This window comes from Streptomyces sp. NBC_01296 (genome assembly GCF_035984415.1).
Taxonomy (GTDB): Bacteria; Actinomycetota; Actinomycetes; order Streptomycetales; family Streptomycetaceae; genus Streptomyces.
Map to the genome: position 1 here is coordinate 963,778 of NZ_CP130720.1, position 15,327 is coordinate 979,104.

The following is a 15,327-nucleotide window of genomic DNA, read 5'->3' on the forward strand; positions in this document are numbered from 1 at the left end:
GGACCATCCGCTGAGGGAATTCGGCGTCCATGGTTCGGAAAGCACATTGCTCGCGGCCAGCGGAAGGGCCAAGAGTGATCAGCAGCCCGGGAGCCGCGAACCCCCGTCGCGGCGAAACACGAACCGCAGGGCTTCCGGCTCAGGAACTGGTACAGAAGGAAACGAATGGCATCCATGCTCGCCGGCTGCACGCCCTGGCCCCAGGAGTTCGTCGACCGCTACTGGGCGGCCGGGCACTGGCGTGGCAACACGCTGGACAACCTGCTGCGCGGCTGGGCCCTGCAGTACGGGCCCCGGACCGCGCTCGTGCACGGCGGCGCCCGCCTCTCGTACGCGAACCTGAACCGGCGGGTGGACCGCATGGCCGCCGGATTCCGGCTGCGCGGCCTCCGGCCCGGGCAGCGGGTCGTCGTCCAGCTGCCGAACGTGCCCGAGTTCGTCATCACCGTGTTCGCGCTGATGCGCGTCGGCGTGATCCCCGTGTTCTGCCCGCTCTCGCACCGCGCGTCCGAGGTGCCCGAGCTCGTGCGGGCCACCCAGGCCGTCGGGTACGTCGCTCCCTCGACGTACCAGGGCTTCGACCACACGGCGATGGCGGCGGACATCGCGGCCCGATGGCCTTTCCTGCGGCGGGTGTTCACCCTCGATGCGCCGGGCGAGTCGTCCCCGTACGGCGGTCTGACGACCGACCCGTCGGGTTGCCAGTACTCCCCGCTGGGCTCCATCGACGCCGCGCCCGAGCCGGCGCTTGCGCAGAGCGCCGCCCAGGTGGCGTTCTTCCTGCTCTCCGGCGGTACCTCCGGCGGTGCCGCCGCGGCTCCCAGGCTCGTTCCGCGCACCCACGACGACTACGCCTACCAGGCGCGGGCCGCCGCCGAGCTGGTGTCGCTCACCGAGAACGACGTGTACCTCGCCGCACTGCCCGCCGGGTTCAACCTCACCTTCGGCTGTCCCGGCATCGTCGGCACCCTCTCCGCCGGCGGCACCGTAGTCCTCGCCGAGGACCTGGAACCCGCCGAATGCCTCGCGGTGATCGAACAGGAACGGGTCACCGTCACGTCGCTGGTGCCCGCCGCCGCCCGGCGCTGGCTCGACGTACTCCCCACGGTGGAGGCCGACGTGAGCAGTCTGCGTCTCCTCCAGATCGGCGGCGCGCCCATGGACCGGGCGACCGCCGATCGGATGGGCCCCGAATTCGGCTGCCGCCTTCAGCAGGTCTTCGGCCCGGCCGAGGGGCTGCTCACGCTCACCCGGCCCGCCGATCCGGACGAGACCGTGCTCACCACTCAGGGCCGACCGCTCTCGCCCGACGACGAGGTCCGCATCGTCGGCGTCGACGGCGAGGACGTGCCCGACGGGGAGCCCGGCGAACTCCTCGCCCGCGGTCCGTACACCCTGCGCGGCTACTACCGGGCGCCCGAGCACAACGCACGCTCCTTCACCCCCGACGGGTACTTCCGCACCGGCGCACTCGCGCGGCGCACCCCGGACGGCAACCTGGTGGTGACCGCCCGCCCCTAGCTAGGGGGTGTCGTCAAAGTCCCTCCCCCAGCTACCGCTGGGAGGTGCCCCCAGGCCGGCGGGGCCTGGCACGCGCGCTCGCCGCGTTGTCGTCCGTCCCCGACGCGAGCGTCGCCTCCCTCCTCCGCCTTGCGATCACACGCACCAGACCCCGCCGGCCCCGCCCTCACGGGCGGCCGACGCTACTTTGACGACACCCCCGAGGATCCCTCCCCGCGAGACCACCGGAACGCCACTCCCGCGTAAGGCATTCGGCATGCCTACGGGAAGGGCGGCGGGTCCTGGCAGGTCACGTCCTCGGCGGGCAGCCGGCCCGTGGCCAGGTACTCGTTGACCGTGGCGTCGGTGCAGGGCGCCGGGTTCGAGAGGTACACGCCGTGGCTCTCGCCGCCCAGCGCGAGCGCCATCCTCGAGCCCTTGAGCGCCTTGTGCAGGCCCTGGCCGCTGACCAGCGGGGTCGTCGGGTCCCACTCGTTCTGTACGGTCAGTACGTCGGCCCGGGTCTTCATGGGCGCCGCCGGCTCAAGTGGCCGCTGCCAGAAGGCGCAGGGCTTGATGTTCGACGCGAAGTCCCCGTACAGCGGATACTTCGCCTTGTCCCGCACCGCGTCCCGCGCGTACTGATCGGGGTCGCGCGGCCAGGCGTCCGTGTCCCCGCACACGACGGACCAGTAGACCGCGGTGGCGTAGTCACCGGGGGCTTCCACCGTGCCCGGCGCCGCGGAGTTCGACTCGGAGTTCGGCCCGGAGGTGTTCGGCTCGGAGGCCGGGGCGCCTGCGAGCGGCCGCTTCAGCTGCGGCGCGTCGCCGCCCGTCGGCCGGGGTCCGTTCTCGGCCAAGCTCAGGTACGAGATCTTCCGTTCGCCGAGCGCCGCGCGGATCACGTCCAGGTCGCGGGCCGTGTTGCGGGTCGTGATGTACGGGATGACGTCGCCAGACTTCTCCCGGCACTTGTCGGCGATGCCGCGCGCCCAGGCCACGTCCGAGGGGAAGGTCTCGGGCCGGTACGCACCGCCGATGCCCTGCTCGGCCTGGCTCAGCCCGCCACAGGTGATCGGGCTGCTCTCGCCGACCCCGCGCGGGTCGAAGCCGATGAGGTCGTACCGCTCCCGTACGTCCTTGGGCATCCTCGCGTTCAGGCCCACCGGCCGCATCAGCCCCTTGGCGCCCGGACCGCCCGGGTTGAAGAGCAGGACGCCGCGCCGCTTGGCGGGGTTTTCGCTCTTCATCCGGGAGATAGCGAGGTCGAGGGTGCGCCCCTCGGGGTGCTGGTAGTCGAGCGGCACCTTGAGGGTCGCGCACTCGTAATCCACCGGCCGGTCGGGGCTGCAGCGGTGCCAGGCCGGCTTCTGGCGCATGTAGCCGGGGGTCTGGGCGGCGGCGGCCTGGGGCGCCGTCAGCAGGGACAGGGAGGTCGCGACGAGTCCGACGGTGGCGAGCAGCGGTGCGAGGCGTTTCATACGTGGGATGCCGCCCTTCTCCGGGTGAAATCGCTTGTGTGCCCACCTTGTTGGATCGGTGGGCACCGGCGAATCCCCTGGAGGAGCGGTCTGGGGTCCCTCTCCCGTACCACGTGGCATCCGGGCAGTTGGCCGAAATCCGGCTCGGCGATCCCTCCGCTCGGCGGATCGGGCGCCACCACGGCAGCGGCCGGGTGCGGACGCGATCACCGCCGGTACACGGGGTGCGACGGCCGCCTCGGCACTCGACGCGGACACGGCACGAGCCCCCGGTAGTCCGCTCCCCCTCGAGTAGGACGCCGCCGCTGCGACGAGTCCGGCTCCGGTACAGGACCCGCGACCGTCGCACTCTTCCGGCGGACGCCTCAGGCCGTGGCGGGTGCTGCGGCCTCGGGAGACGCGGGGGTCTCGGCGGGGGTCCCGGCGCCGGGCAGGGGGATGCGGTGCAGCCCCCTGCGGTCGTAGAGGGAGGTGACGGCGAAGCCGAAGACCAGCGCGGCGACGAGGGCGACACCCATCGACGCCCACGCCCGGGTCAGGCCTGCGTCGCCCTGGGCTCCGTAGTAGAGCAGGGAGCGCAAGCCCTCGGTGATCTGGCGCAGCGGCTCGAACTCGGAGAGGGCGCGGAAGAACCCGGGCAGCGCCTGGACGGGCACGGTGGCGCCGGAGGAGGGGACGGCCATCGCGACGAAGACGATGGTGGCCAGCAGCATGCCGGGGGTGCCGAAGGCCGCGAACAGGGCCAGGCTGCCGATGCCGACCACCGCGATGGTGGCGACCGAGTAGAGCCACAGCAGGCCGAGGTGGGAGGCGTCCATGTCGAGGATCGTGACGGTGGCGACCTCGACCAGGGTGCCCATCACGAGCGACATGCCGAGCATCAGCGCCATGCCGATGGCCAGCGTGCGGACGCGGCTGGTGTGCTGGACGGGCTCGCGCTTGCGGACCGGGCCGTAGTCGGTGTGCAGGTAGCCGAGGGCCGTGTCGACCTGGGAGTTGACCAGGTTGGCGCCGAGCATGCCGCAGACGACGAGGACCAGCGCGTAATAGAAGGCGCTCAGTCCCATGGCGCTGCGCGAGCCGACGGGGTGGCCGTCGGCGACGGCCACGGTCACCGGGTCGGCCAGCTTGAGCTGGGCGGCCGTCGGGAGCGGGGCCTTCTGGGCTCCGGCCTGCTTGAGGAGCTCCTGGCCGAGCTGGGCGGAGGCCGCGTGAGCGGCCTTCTGGGCGGCCTGGGAGGACATCGAGGACCCGATGCTGCCGGCGGCCTGGTTGGTCAGCACGGTCAGGGTCGGCGGGGCCGCCTTGCCCTGGGGCGCGGGCTGCGGGGCGCCGAGCGCGGTCACCGTGGCGGTGAAGTCCTTGGGTATGACGAGGGCGCCGAAGACCTTGCCCTTGCCGAGCCGCTTGTCGGCCTCCTCGCGGCTCACGAGCTGCCAGTCGATGCTCTTGTCGCCCTTGGCGGCCTTCTGGATGCCCGCGACGATCTGCTCGCCCATGTTGACGTGGCGGCCGCCCGCGTCGGCGCCGCTGTCGGCGTTGACCAGGGCCACGGGCAGGTCGTGCAGGTTGCCCCTCGGGTTGACGTTGCCCCCGACGTAGAGCAGGGCGAACAACATCGAGACCACTGCGGCGATGAGTCCCGTTCCGATCCACAACTGGGGTCGGCGGAGCACGGAGGGGGGCGTGGGATGAGGCATCGATTCTCCGGCGCGGCTGCGTTTTCTGAGCTGGATACTTCAGGTATCCAGCTACTGGATAGTCGCAGTATCTTGTTGTGGTGTCCAATCGCCGATGACGGATTCCGGACCACACGACCAGCAGGGAAGCCGCATGAAGATCTCGGAGCTCAGCCGGCGGACCGGCGTGCCGGTCGCCAGCATCAAGTACTTCCGGCGGCAGGGTCTGTTGCCCGCGGGGCGAGCGACCGCCGCGACCCTGGCCGAGTACGGGGAGGAGCACGCGGAGCGGCTGCGGCTAATCAAGGCGCTGACCACGCTCGGCGGCCTGTCCATCGCCGCCACCCGGGACGTGCTCGGGGCCGTCGACCAGGCCCACAGCTCCGAGGGCGCCCTGGGAGCGGTCAGCTACGCCCTTCCGGTGCCGGTGGCGGCCCAGCCCGCTGCGGGCCCCGAGGAGGAGGCCGAGGCCGACGAGAGCGCCGGGGCGGAGGTGGCGGAGCTGCTCGCGGCCCTGGACTGGCAGGCCCCCGGCACCTCACCGCACGTGGAGGGACTGACGGCGGCCCTGAAGGAACTGCGACGACTGGACGCGCAGTACGCCCCGGGCGAGCTCGCCGCCTACGCGAGGCTCGCCGAGTCGGTGGCCCGGCTGGACCTGGAGCGCGCGGCCGGCCTCGACGACCCGGTGGCCCTGGCGGAGCGGGCCGTCATCGTGTTCGCGATCTGCGCCCCGGTGTTCGAGCTGCTGCGCCGGCTCGCCCAGGAGGACCAGGTCCGGCGCCGCGTCGCGGGCGGCGGCACCGCCTCCGAGACACCCCGCTAGCGCAGCCGTTGCGGACGGCCGGAAGGCGCCGGCTGCGGCCGGGGTCGGGGCCGCCACCGCGGCCTCCGCGAAGCAGATAGGTCGGTCATCGACATATGTCGGAGACCGAGCTATGGTGACGCATGTGAATGATCAAGCTCTGCGCGAGCCAACTCTGCTCATCCTCACCGCCATCGCCGATGCCCCACGGCATGGCTACGCGATCGCCCAGGAGGTCGAGAAGATCTCGGAAGGGCGCACGAAAATGCGCACCGGAACGCTCTACGGGGCCCTGGAGCGGCTCCTGGAACAGGAACTCATCGCCGTCCACGAGGAAGAGGTGGTCGACGGACGCATGCGGCGCAGCTACGCGCTCGCGCCGCGCGGCCGTGAGGTGCTGGCCGCCGAGGCGGCCCGGATCGCGCGTACCGCGCAGGAGGCGACTCGGCGGTTGGGGCTCGGGGCGGCAGGGGCGGCAGGGGCGGCCGTGGCGTCGTTCGATGCCTCCTTCCGTACGAGCGGGCTGCTCGGGCCGCGGCTCGGTTTCGACGGTGGGGTGGTGAACTCGTGACCGCGCTGGTGAGGTTGTATCCGGCTGCCTACCGGCAGAAGTTCGGCGACGAGATCTCCGATGCCTACCTTGAGGCAACGCGAGCGGCGGGTTGGCCCGCCCGCGTGCGCGAAGGTGTCGATGTCGTCGGGCACGCCCTGCGCATGCGGCTCGGGCTGGGCTCGGCAGGGCGCGCCGGGCGGTTCCTGGCGGCGTCGGCGCCGTTCGCCGCCGTCGCGGTCGGGGCGACCTCGCTGGGCTGGGCCCGCTTGATGGGCCACGCCGTCCTTACCGACGACAGCCTGGTCTTCCCCCTGCTGGCGGCGACGCAACTCGTCACGGTGCTGGGCGCGTTCCTCGCGCTGGCCGGACGCTGGGCGGCGGGCAGCTGGATCGCGCTGGCCGGCATCGTCACGGAGATCGCTGTCGGTACGGTGCGGTCGGGCGCCGATCTGCTCTGGTTCGGGGCCTACTTCAGCGTGCCTCTGCTCGCCTTGACCCTGGTGACGGTGGTGTGCCCGCCCGACCTGCGGCCGGCTCCGCGCATCCACACCAGGACCGGGGTGATCGCCGTGATGGCATGGACGGCGGTGGTCGCCGGTGCGCTGGTGGTGGTCCCGCTGCCAGGTCCACTCGGCGGACTGCGGTTCGCCGTACCGGTGGCCGGCGGACTCCTGCTGGCCGGCCGACAGGCGTTCGCCCGGCTGCGCACCGCGCCGGCCGTGCTGCTCTCGGGCCTGCCGTTCCTGTACTTCGGCGTGGTCCCCGGAGGGCTGTACGTGACCTGGCTCGCCGGTCTGCTCGCGCTGCTGCTCGTCGCCGCCGTGGTGGTGAGCGTCCGGCGACGCCAAGGCGGACGGGACCCGCTGGTTGGCGGCTAGGCACGGTTCACCCGACGGTGGTGCGCGTTCGGCTCGGCTGTGTATGTAACAGGAATGTATTAGGGGGCGGTTGGGCGGAACGGTGAGGCGGGCCGGGCGGGTCTTGGTGATCAGAAACGCCCGCTCGTAGCGACCCGTACCGAGCGCCCGGCACTGCCAACCGATCGATCCTGAGGAAGAAGCGATGCGCGTTCACAAGCTCACCTTCGCAGCCGTGGCCGTTGCCGCGAGTCTCTCGCTCACCGCCTGCCAGAACGGCGACGACGGCACGGGGCGCACCGACCCGTCCTCCGCGTCCACCGCATCGTCCGCTCCCACCGCATCGTCCTCGGGCAGCTCGGACCAGGGAGGCGGGAAGGCCTCGGGCGCGCCGAGCGCCGGCGGGAAGGGGACGGCTGCCGCAACCGGCTCCAATGAGAACGGCAAGGCCGGCAAGTGCCGCACCGACGAGTTGGCGATCACGGCCATGGACAACACCATCGACGGCGACCCCGACGGAACCGTCGCGGTGCAGCTGAAGAACCGCGGCGGCCGGGACTGCTCGATCTCCGGGTACCCGGGCGTCGACCTGAAGACCAGCTCGGGGTCGCTGTCCGCGAAGCGCACCGGCGAGCAGGCCACCACGGCCGTCCTCAAGAAGGGGCAGTCGACGGCCTTCGGCATCAACTACCCGATCAACAAGTCCGGCGGCTCCGGCGTCCGCATCACGGGGCTGGTGGTGACCCCGCCGGACGAGACGAAGTCGGTCACCCTCGACTGGCCGGGCGCCGCCACGCTGCCCGTCACGGACGGCACCGACTCCCCGGTGAAGGTCGGCCCGATCGGAAGCGCCGGCCAGGGCGGCTGACCCGCCCGCCCGGGAGCACCAGACAGGTGCCTAGGGGGTGTCGTCAAAGTCCCTCCCCCAGCTACCGCTGGGAGGTGCCCCCAGGCCGGCGGGGCCTGGCACGCGCGCTCGCCGCGTTGTCGTCGGTCGCCGACGCGAGCGTCGCCTCCCTCCTCCGCCTTGCGATCACACGCACCAGACCCCGCCGGCCCCGCCCTCACGGGCGGCCGGCGGTGGCAGCGCCGGAGTGCCAGGGAGCGCTCCGGCGCTCTGGCCTGCATGGGGCGGATCGTCATTTAAGATTCAAGGCGGCCGCTGGGCTGCGGCTCGTCGCTGTGCGCGACGGCTGCGGAACGGTCAGGCCGGTCGAGGAGAGCGGCACCTGGCTCAGGGCCTTGGTCCGACGGCGACCGCATGGCGCTGATCATGAAGATCCCGGGGATTCACGTGACCACCGGCGTGCTTCCCAGTGGTGTGGGGCGCTCGGCTCACCCGCCCACGAACAGAAGATCCCCAGGGAGAAGTGAGGTATGCCAGTGATCTGCGTCGGAGGCATGATCGGAATCGGCAAGACGAGCGTGGCCGAACTGCTCGCCAAGGAGCTGGGCAGCGAGGTCTTCTACGAGAGCGTGGAAGACAATCCGATCCTCCCCCTCTTCTACACGGCGAGCCCCGAGGAGATCGAGGCCAAGCGCTACCCCTTCCTGCTGCAGCTCTACTTCCTGCAGACGCGGTTCGCCTCGATCAAGGAGGCGTACAAGCAGGGCGACAACGTCCTCGACCGCTCCATCTACGAGGACTGGTACTTCGCCAAGGTCAACCACGACCTGGGCCGGATCAGCTCCCTCGAGATGCGGGTGTACGAGGGGCTGCTCGACGAGATGATGCGCGAAATCGACGGCCTGCCGTACCGCAAGGCACCCGACCTCATGGTCTACCTCAAGGCGGACTTCGAGACGGTGCTGCACCGGATCGGGCTGCGGGGCCGCGGTTTCGAACAGGACGAGAGCCTCGTCGAGTACTACCGGACGCTGTGGTCCGGCTACGACGACTGGGTGCACGAGCACTACTCGGCCAGCGAGGTCCTCGTCATCGACATGAACCAGACCGATGTGGTGCACAACCCCGAGGACGCGGCCCGCGTGGCGCAGCAGGTCAAGGACGCCCTGGCGGCGGTCGCGCACCGGGGCTGAGCTCGGACCGGGCCCTGAGCGGCTCCTCGCTCCAGGAGGGCTGAGGAGCCGCTCAGGGGATGACATCAGCGGTGGGTGAAGTCCGGGGACCTCTTGTCCACGAAGGCGCTGATGCCCTCCTTCTGGTCGGCGGTGGCGAACACGGCGCTCGACGAGGATCGTCTCGTAGTCGATGGCCTCGGTCACGGGGTGGTCCCTTCGGTGCTTCGGCCGCCGCGTCGCGCAGGACGTGGACGATGCCGGAGAAGTCCTGTGCGGCGCCGCCCGCTTCGGCGAACGCGGCGTACATGCCGGCCGCGCGCAGGCCGAGGCCGGCCTCGATGCCGCCGGCCATCAAGGTGAGCGTGGCCGCCTCGGCGCCCGTCACGCCGCCCGAAACAGCGGCGGCGGAGGGTTTCCGGCTGGGCGGTTCCTGAGGCCGGGCCCTACTCCGCGCGGTCGGCAACCCGGTACGGGACGAAGGTGCTGGTGTTCTCGTCCACGGCCAGCGGGCGTCCGAGCGGCGGGACGGCCCGTTGGGGGCAGTCGAGCCGTTCGCAGAGGCGGCAGCCCATGCCGATCGGAGTGGCGGCCGCGGTGTTGTCCAGGTCGAGGCCGTCGGAGTAGACGAGCCGCGAGGCGTGCCGGATCTCGCAGCCCAGACCGATGGCGAAGGTCTTGCCGGGCTCGCCCCAGCCGCCGCGGTGGCGGGTGACGGCGCGGGCGGTCCACAGGTGGCGCTGCCCGTCGGGCATGGCGGCGACCTGGACGTGGATGCGGCCGGGCGCGGCGAAGGCCTCGTAGACGTTCCACAGCGGGCAGGTGCCGCCGGCGCGGGAGAAGTGGAATCCGGTCGCGGACTGCCGCTTGGACATGTTGCCCGCCCGGTCCACCCGGACGAAGGAGAAGGGGACCCCGCGCAGCCTGGGGCGTTGCAGGGTGCTGAGGCGGTGGCAGACCGTCTCGTACCCCAGGCCGAACCGGTCGGTGAGCCGCTCGATGTCGTAACGGAACTCCTCCGCGGCGGTGTGGAACGCCCTGTACGGGAGGATCAGCGCCGCGGCGAAGTAGTTGGCGATGCCGATCCGGGCCAGCCCGTGCGCCGTGGATCCGGCCGGGAAGTCCTCCGACGCGAGCCGGTCCAACTCGCCTGCGTGCTCCAGGAGCGCGAGCTGGGTGGCCATCCGGAACGCCTGCTGGCCCGGCCGCAGCCCTGCGGACAGGTGCAGGACACGGGCGGAGTCGTCGTAGTGGTGCAGCCGCTCGGAGTCGGCGGCCACGCGGACGCCGTGGTGGTCGGACAGGCGCGCCGACAGGGCCCGGACGACCTCCCCGGGCCGGATGCGAAGAGTACGGGCCAAGTCCTCGGCGGTGAGGTCGATGTCGTGGAGGTAGTTCTGGCGGCGGTAGAAGAACTCCCGGATCTCCTCGTGCGCAGAGCGCGGCCCACCGGCCCCCGGCAGCCCCTCCCGGTCGCCGTCGGCGCCGGCCAGCCGTTCGGCGAGGAGCTGGCTGCGCCGGCCGAGGTCGAGGAGCACCTGGGCGACGGCGGGCATCCGGGATGCCAGCTCCGCCAGGTCCGAGGCCGAGACCCGCGCTTCGGCCACCTCGCCGGCCAGCGCCTCGCGCAGGTCCGCGACCAGGCGGCTCGCGTCCCGCTCCGAGAAGAAGCCGGGGTCGACCCCGAACGCCTCGGTGAGCCGCAGCAGTACGGGCACCGTCAGCGGGCGGGAGTCGTGTTCCATCTGGTTCAGGTAGCTGGGCGAAATGGCCAGGACCCGGGCCAGGTCGGCCTGGCTCATCCGGCGCTCCTCGCGCAGCCGCCGCAGCCGCGCGCCCGCATACGTCTTGCTCACCGCGTCGTCTCCCTCGTCGCCGGGACCGGACTCACCCTACGCACGCTTCCGAGCCCCGGGGTCTTCGCAGACTTGGCAAACGGACGCGAAAAGATTCGCAGAACTTAGCAGACGTCCATGATTGATGGCACTGGGTGTCGCTGAGAGAGTCGTCCTGCGGCCCGCCGGAACAGGCGGCAGCGACAGGACCAACCGGCCCCGATTCACGCCCTGATATCGGCGATTCGGCAGGTTCTGGCGAGTGGACCGGCAACATTGCTCAGCTCGTTCCACACCGGTACGGCGGGCCGCGATCCAACAAGATGGCACTAGGTGCCAAAGCTTCGCACTCATGACGGGTGCGAAGGCGTTGCTCAGCTACCCATGGAGACGGTGACGGTCATGGCAGACACGAAGAACACGGCGGCAGCGGCCCTCGCCGAGCGCTGGTCGACGGATCCCCGGTGGGCGGGCATCGAGCGCACCTACACCGCCGAGGACGTGGTGCGGCTCTCGGGCAGCATCCGCGAGGAGCACACCCTGGCCCGGCGCGGCGCCGAGCGGCTGTGGCGACAGCTCCACGAGCAGGACTACATCCACGCCCTCGGAGCGCTCACCGGCGGCCAGGCGGTCCAGCAGGTGCGGGCCGGACTCCAGGCCATCTACCTCTCCGGCTGGCAGGTGGCCGCCGACGCGAACCAGGCAGGGCACACCTACCCGGACCAGAGCCTCTACCCGGTCAACTCGGTCCCGCAGGTGGTCCGTCGGATCAACAACGCGCTGCTGCGCGCCGACCAGATCGCCACCGCCGAGGGCGGCAGCGACACGACGGACTGGCTGGCTCCGATCGTCGCGGACGCCGAAGCCGGCTTCGGCGGCCCGCTCAACGCCTTCGAGCTGACCAAGGCCATGATCGCGGCGGGCGCGGCCGGCATCCACTACGAGGACCAGCTCGCCTCCGAGAAGAAGTGCGGCCACCTCGGCGGCAAGGTCCTCGTCCCGACCTCCCAGCACGTCCGCACCCTCAACGCGGCCCGCCTGGCAGCTGACATCGCCGACACCCCGACCCTGATCATCGCCCGTACGGACGCTCTCGCCGCCACCCTCCTGACCAGCGACGTCGACGAGCGCGACGCGGAGTTCTGCACCGGCGAGCGCACGGCCGAGGGCTTCTACCACGTCCTGGGCGGCATGGCCCCGGTCATCGCCCGAGGCCTCGCCTACGCCCCGTACGCCGACCTGATCTGGGTGGAGACCGGCACTCCGGACCTGGCCCAGGCGCGCGAGTTCGCCGAGGCGATCCACGCGCAGTACCCCGACCAGATGCTGGCCTACAACTGCTCGCCGTCCTTCAACTGGAAGGCCGCGCTGGACGACGACCAGATCGCCAAGTTCCAGCGCGAGCTCGGCGCGATGGGCTACCGCTTCCAGTTCATCACGCTGGCCGGCTTCCACTCCCTCAACCACGGCATGTTCGACCTGGCGCGCGGCTACGCCGAGCACGGCATGACGGCGTACGTCGACCTCCAGGAGCGCGAGTTCGCCGCCCAGACCCAGGGCTTCACCGCCGTCAAGCACCAGCGCGAGGTCGGCACCGGCTACTTCGACCTGGTCTCCACCGCGGTCAACCCGGCCTCCTCCACCATCGCGCTCGCCGGCTCCACCGAGGAAGAGCAGTTCCACTAGGACACCGCCCGTCCAGGCCGCAGGCCGCAGGCCGCAGGCCGCAGGCCGCCCGGAGCGTCCGACGCACCACCTCGCCGCAGGGCCCGGGGCGCCCGAGTACACGCGGTACCCGGGCGCCCCGCCGGCGCCCTCACCCCGCGTTCCCCGAAGGCCGGAGGAACCACCTCCGTCCGGCCCTCCCCTCTCCTGGAGGAGACCCGCATGTCCATCCACGCACCGACCCGCCGCGTCGAGGTCCTCGGGACACCGGGCGACCGCCACGAAGAGATCCTCACCCCCGAGGCCCTGGACTTCATCGCCCGGCTCGACGACGCGTTCGCCACCCGCCGCCCGGAGATCCTCAAGGAGCGCACCCGTCGCTCGGCCCACCTGGCCGGCGGCGCCCCCCTCGTCTTCCCCCTCGCCACCCGCGCCGTCCGACAGGACCGGGAGTGGAGCGTCGCGCCGCCGGCGCCGGGCCTCAGCGACCGGCGGGTCGAGATCACCGGACCGCCGGACCGCCGGATGGCGGTCAACGCCCTCAACTCCGGTGCCCGGGTGTGGATGGCCGACCTCGAGGACGCCACCTCGCCCACCTGGGACAACGTCATCGGCGGCCAGCTGACGCTGCTCGACGTGATAGAGCGGCGGATCGACTTCACCAGCCCGGAGGGCAAGGAGTACCGCCTCGGCACGGATCTCGCGACCATCATGGTCCGTCCGCGCGGCTGGCACCTCCTCGAAGAGCACCTGGAGATCGACGGCCGACCTCTGTCCGCCTCGCTCGTCGACTTCGGCCTGTACTTCTTCCACTGCGCGCAGCGGCAGATCGACGCCGGCCACGGCCCGTACTTCTACCTCCCCAAGCTGGAGAACCGGTACGAGGCCCGCCTCTGGAACGACATCTTCCTGTTCGCCCAGGAGCTGCTCGGCATCCCGCGCGGCACCGTCCGGGCGACCGTCCTCATCGAGACGATCACGGCCGCGTTCGAGATGGAGGAGATCCTCTACGAACTGCGCGAGCACAGCGCGGGCCTGAACGCGGGCCGCTGGGACTACCTGTTCAGCCTGATCAAGACCTTCGGCCACCGCACCGACTTCCAGCTGCCCGACCGGGCCGCGGTCACCATGACCGCACCGTTCATGCGGGCGTACACCGAACTCCTCGTCCGCACCTGCCACCGGCGCGGCGCGCACGCCATCGGCGGCATGGCCGCCCACGTCCCCGGCAAGGACGCGGAGGCCCGCACCGCCGCCCTGGCGAAGGTGCGCCTCGACAAGGAGCGGGAGGCCGAGGACGGCTTCGACGGCTCGTGGGTCGCCCACCCCGGCCTCGTCCCGGTCTGCCGCGAGGTCTTCGACGGGGTCCTGGGAGAGCGGCCGAACCAGCTGGACCGCACCCGCGAGGACGTCGAAGTCGCCGCCGCCGACCTGCTGTCGGTCCGCCGCATCGCCGCCCCGCCGACCTCCGAGGGCATCCGCTCCAACGTGGCCGTGGCCCTGCGCTACTTCGACGCCTGGCTCCGCGGCCGGGGAGCCGTCGCCCTGAACGGGCTGATGGAGGACGCCGCGACCGCCGAGATCGCCCGCGTGCAGATCTGGCAGTGGCTCCGCCACGGCCGGGTGGATCGCTCCACCGTGCTCACGCTCCTCGACGCCGCATGCGAGGGGCTGGCGCAGGAGGATCCGCAGGCCCTGGTCACCGAGGCCCGGGACCTCTTCGTGGACACCGCGCTCACCCCGCGCCTGCCCGCCTTCTTCACCCCCGAGGCCTACACCCGCCACCTCGTCCACCGGACGGAGACCCGCTCATGAGCACCTCGATCCGCCGCGTCGGCATCGTCGGCGGCGGCCAGATGGGCGCCGGCATCGCCGAAGTCTGCGCCCGGGCCGGACTCGACACCCTCGTCGCCGAGTCGGACGCCACTGCCGCCCGCGCCGCCCGGGAACGCATCGCCGTATCCCTGGAACGGGCCGTCCAGCGCGGGAAGCTGGACCGGATCTCCACCGAGGACGCACAGGCCCGGCTCGCCTTCACCGGCGACCTCGACGACCTCGCCGACCGGCAGCTGGTCATCGAGGCCGTCACCGAGAACGCCGAGGTGAAGACCGGGATCTTCACCGCCCTCGACAAGATCGTGGAAGACCCGGGGGCCATCCTCGCCTCCAACACCTCCGCCATCCCGATCATGCGCCTGGGCATGGCCACCGGCCGCGCCGACCGCGTCCTCGGCCTGCACTTCTTCAACCCCGTACCGGTCCTGTCCCTGGTCGAGATCGTCTCCTCGCTCCACACCACGACGGACACCGTCGAAACGGTGGAGTCCTTCGTCCGGGACGTGCTCGGCAAGACCGCGATCCGCTCCCAGGACCGCTCCGGGTTCGTGGTCAACGCCCTCCTCGTCCCGTACCTGCTGTCGGCGATCAGGATGGCCGAGTCCGGGTACGCGAGCGCGGCGGACATCGACGCCGGCATGGTGCTCGGCTGCGCCCACCCCATGGGCCCGCTCAAGCTCGCCGACCTCATCGGCCTGGACACCGTCGCCGCCATCGCCGAATCCCTCTACGCCGAGTTCAAGGAACCCCTCCACGCCCCGCCCCCGCTGCTCCGGCGGATGGTCCAGGCAGGGCTGCTCGGCCGCAAGAGCGGCCGCGGGTTCCACACGTACGACCGGGGCTGAGGGGCCCCGGTTCGCGGCCCGGGCTGAGGGTCCCGGCTGCTGGGGAACGGCGGGGCGTGACGAGTGGTGTCGTCACGCCCCGCACGCGCGCGGGCTCCGGTCTGCAGGTTGAATCCGCAGACGTCGGTGCACGTCAACACGCTGCTGATGCAGGAGGCCCCGGCCGATCCGAAAGGGGCGGACAAGCTCACCGCCGCGGACCGCCGTGCGCTCTCCCCGCTGTTCTGGACGCATGCGAATCAGTGGCCGGCT

At 71.6% G+C, this 15,327-nt stretch carries 13 protein-coding genes and 1 pseudogene; 10 read left to right on the forward strand and 4 right to left on the reverse strand.

What is annotated here, in order from left to right:
• Positions 1-165: 165 nt before the first annotated feature.
• Positions 166-1,521, forward strand: coding sequence for a (2,3-dihydroxybenzoyl)adenylate synthase (locus OG299_RS04700; RefSeq protein WP_327360587.1), 1,356 nt, complete (start codon positions 166-168; stop codon positions 1,519-1,521).
• Positions 1,522-1,781: 260 nt separating this feature from the next.
• Here OG299_RS04700 and OG299_RS04705 read toward each other — a convergent pair whose 3' ends face one another.
• Together OG299_RS04705 and OG299_RS04710 are read right to left on the reverse strand one after the other, a co-directional pair.
• Complete coding sequence (locus tag OG299_RS04705; RefSeq protein ID WP_327360588.1) at positions 1,782-2,981, reverse strand: alpha/beta fold hydrolase; 1,200 nt, start codon at positions 2,979-2,981, stop codon at positions 1,782-1,784.
• A 365-nt stretch (positions 2,982-3,346) separates the two neighbouring features.
• Positions 3,347-4,681: a YhgE/Pip domain-containing protein gene (locus OG299_RS04710; RefSeq protein WP_266637447.1), complete on the reverse strand. Its 1,335-nt coding sequence runs from the start codon at positions 4,679-4,681 to the stop codon at positions 3,347-3,349.
• A gap of 133 nt (positions 4,682-4,814) precedes the next feature.
• Here OG299_RS04710 and OG299_RS04715 point away from each other — a divergent pair, with 133 nt between their 5' ends.
• The 5 genes from OG299_RS04715 (at position 4,815) to OG299_RS04735 (ending at position 8,915) form a co-directional block, all read left to right on the forward strand.
• Positions 4,815-5,486: a MerR family transcriptional regulator gene (locus tag OG299_RS04715; protein ID WP_327360590.1), complete on the forward strand. Its 672-nt coding sequence runs from the start codon at positions 4,815-4,817 to the stop codon at positions 5,484-5,486.
• Positions 5,487-5,598: 112 nt separating this feature from the next.
• Positions 5,599-6,036 carry a PadR family transcriptional regulator gene (locus tag OG299_RS04720; protein WP_442817485.1) on the forward strand — a complete coding sequence of 146 codons (438 nt, stop codon included), beginning with the start codon at positions 5,599-5,601 and terminating at the stop codon, positions 6,034-6,036.
• Positions 6,033-6,896 carry a hypothetical protein gene (locus OG299_RS04725; protein ID WP_327360592.1) on the forward strand — a complete coding sequence of 288 codons (864 nt, stop codon included), beginning with the start codon at positions 6,033-6,035 and terminating at the stop codon, positions 6,894-6,896. Before OG299_RS04720 ends, OG299_RS04725 begins: the two co-directional genes overlap by 4 nt.
• A 184-nt stretch (positions 6,897-7,080) precedes the next feature.
• Positions 7,081-7,743, forward strand: coding sequence for a DUF4232 domain-containing protein (locus OG299_RS04730; protein ID WP_327360593.1), 663 nt, complete (start codon positions 7,081-7,083; stop codon positions 7,741-7,743).
• 509 nt (positions 7,744-8,252) lie between these two features.
• The gene (locus tag OG299_RS04735) at positions 8,253-8,915 is read left to right on the forward strand and encodes a deoxynucleoside kinase (RefSeq protein WP_266637452.1); all 663 of its coding nucleotides are present in this window, start codon (positions 8,253-8,255) and stop codon (positions 8,913-8,915) included.
• Between the two features lie 65 nt (positions 8,916-8,980).
• Here the strand turns inward: OG299_RS04735 and OG299_RS04740 are convergent.
• A pseudogene (locus OG299_RS04740) lies at positions 8,981-9,061 on the reverse strand (enoyl-CoA hydratase); the annotation flags it as partial.
• A 90-nt stretch (positions 9,062-9,151) separates the two neighbouring features.
• Between OG299_RS04740 and OG299_RS04745 the strand changes: the two are divergent.
• Entirely contained in the window at positions 9,152-9,331 is a 180-nt protein-coding gene (locus OG299_RS04745; protein WP_266637453.1) for a hypothetical protein, read from the forward strand.
• Between the two features lie 9 nt (positions 9,332-9,340).
• Here OG299_RS04745 and OG299_RS04750 read toward each other — a convergent pair whose 3' ends face one another.
• Complete coding sequence (locus OG299_RS04750; protein ID WP_327360594.1) at positions 9,341-10,750, reverse strand: short-chain fatty acyl-CoA regulator family protein; 1,410 nt, start codon at positions 10,748-10,750, stop codon at positions 9,341-9,343.
• A 381-nt stretch (positions 10,751-11,131) separates the two neighbouring features.
• Between OG299_RS04750 and aceA the strand changes: the two genes are divergently transcribed.
• From aceA to OG299_RS04765, 3 genes are all read left to right on the forward strand, one after another.
• Positions 11,132-12,415: an isocitrate lyase gene (gene aceA, locus OG299_RS04755; protein WP_327360595.1), complete on the forward strand. Its 1,284-nt coding sequence runs from the start codon at positions 11,132-11,134 to the stop codon at positions 12,413-12,415.
• A gap of 201 nt (positions 12,416-12,616) precedes the next feature.
• Positions 12,617-14,209: a malate synthase A gene (gene aceB, locus OG299_RS04760; RefSeq protein WP_327360596.1), complete on the forward strand. Its 1,593-nt coding sequence runs from the start codon at positions 12,617-12,619 to the stop codon at positions 14,207-14,209.
• Entirely contained in the window at positions 14,206-15,075 is an 870-nt protein-coding gene (locus OG299_RS04765) for a 3-hydroxybutyryl-CoA dehydrogenase (protein ID WP_327360597.1), read from the forward strand. Before aceB ends, OG299_RS04765 begins: the two co-directional genes overlap by 4 nt.
• Positions 15,076-15,327 lie beyond the last annotated feature (252 nt).

Excerpts from the sequence above, each read along its gene's own strand:
- OG299_RS04715 (WP_327360590.1), top strand. The coding sequence starts at position 4,815 with ATGAAGATCTCGGAGCTCAGCCGGCGGACCGGCGTGCCGGTCGCCAGC.
- OG299_RS04745 (WP_266637453.1), top strand. The coding sequence starts at position 9,152 with ATGCCGGAGAAGTCCTGTGCGGCGCCGCCCGCTTCGGCGAACGCGGCG.
- OG299_RS04705 (WP_327360588.1), bottom strand. The coding sequence starts at position 2,981 with ATGAAACGCCTCGCACCGCTGCTCGCCACCGTCGGACTCGTCGCGACC.
- OG299_RS04730 (WP_327360593.1), top strand. The coding sequence starts at position 7,081 with ATGCGCGTTCACAAGCTCACCTTCGCAGCCGTGGCCGTTGCCGCGAGT.
- OG299_RS04765 (WP_327360597.1), top strand. The coding sequence starts at position 14,206 with ATGAGCACCTCGATCCGCCGCGTCGGCATCGTCGGCGGCGGCCAGATG.
- OG299_RS04700 (WP_327360587.1), top strand. The coding sequence starts at position 166 with ATGGCATCCATGCTCGCCGGCTGCACGCCCTGGCCCCAGGAGTTCGTC.
- OG299_RS04710 (WP_266637447.1), bottom strand. The coding sequence starts at position 4,681 with ATGCCTCATCCCACGCCCCCCTCCGTGCTCCGCCGACCCCAGTTGTGG.
- aceB (WP_327360596.1), top strand. The coding sequence starts at position 12,617 with ATGTCCATCCACGCACCGACCCGCCGCGTCGAGGTCCTCGGGACACCG.
- OG299_RS04735 (WP_266637452.1), top strand. The coding sequence starts at position 8,253 with ATGCCAGTGATCTGCGTCGGAGGCATGATCGGAATCGGCAAGACGAGC.
- OG299_RS04720 (WP_442817485.1), top strand. The coding sequence starts at position 5,599 with ATGGTGACGCATGTGAATGATCAAGCTCTGCGCGAGCCAACTCTGCTC.
- aceA (WP_327360595.1), top strand. The coding sequence starts at position 11,132 with ATGGCAGACACGAAGAACACGGCGGCAGCGGCCCTCGCCGAGCGCTGG.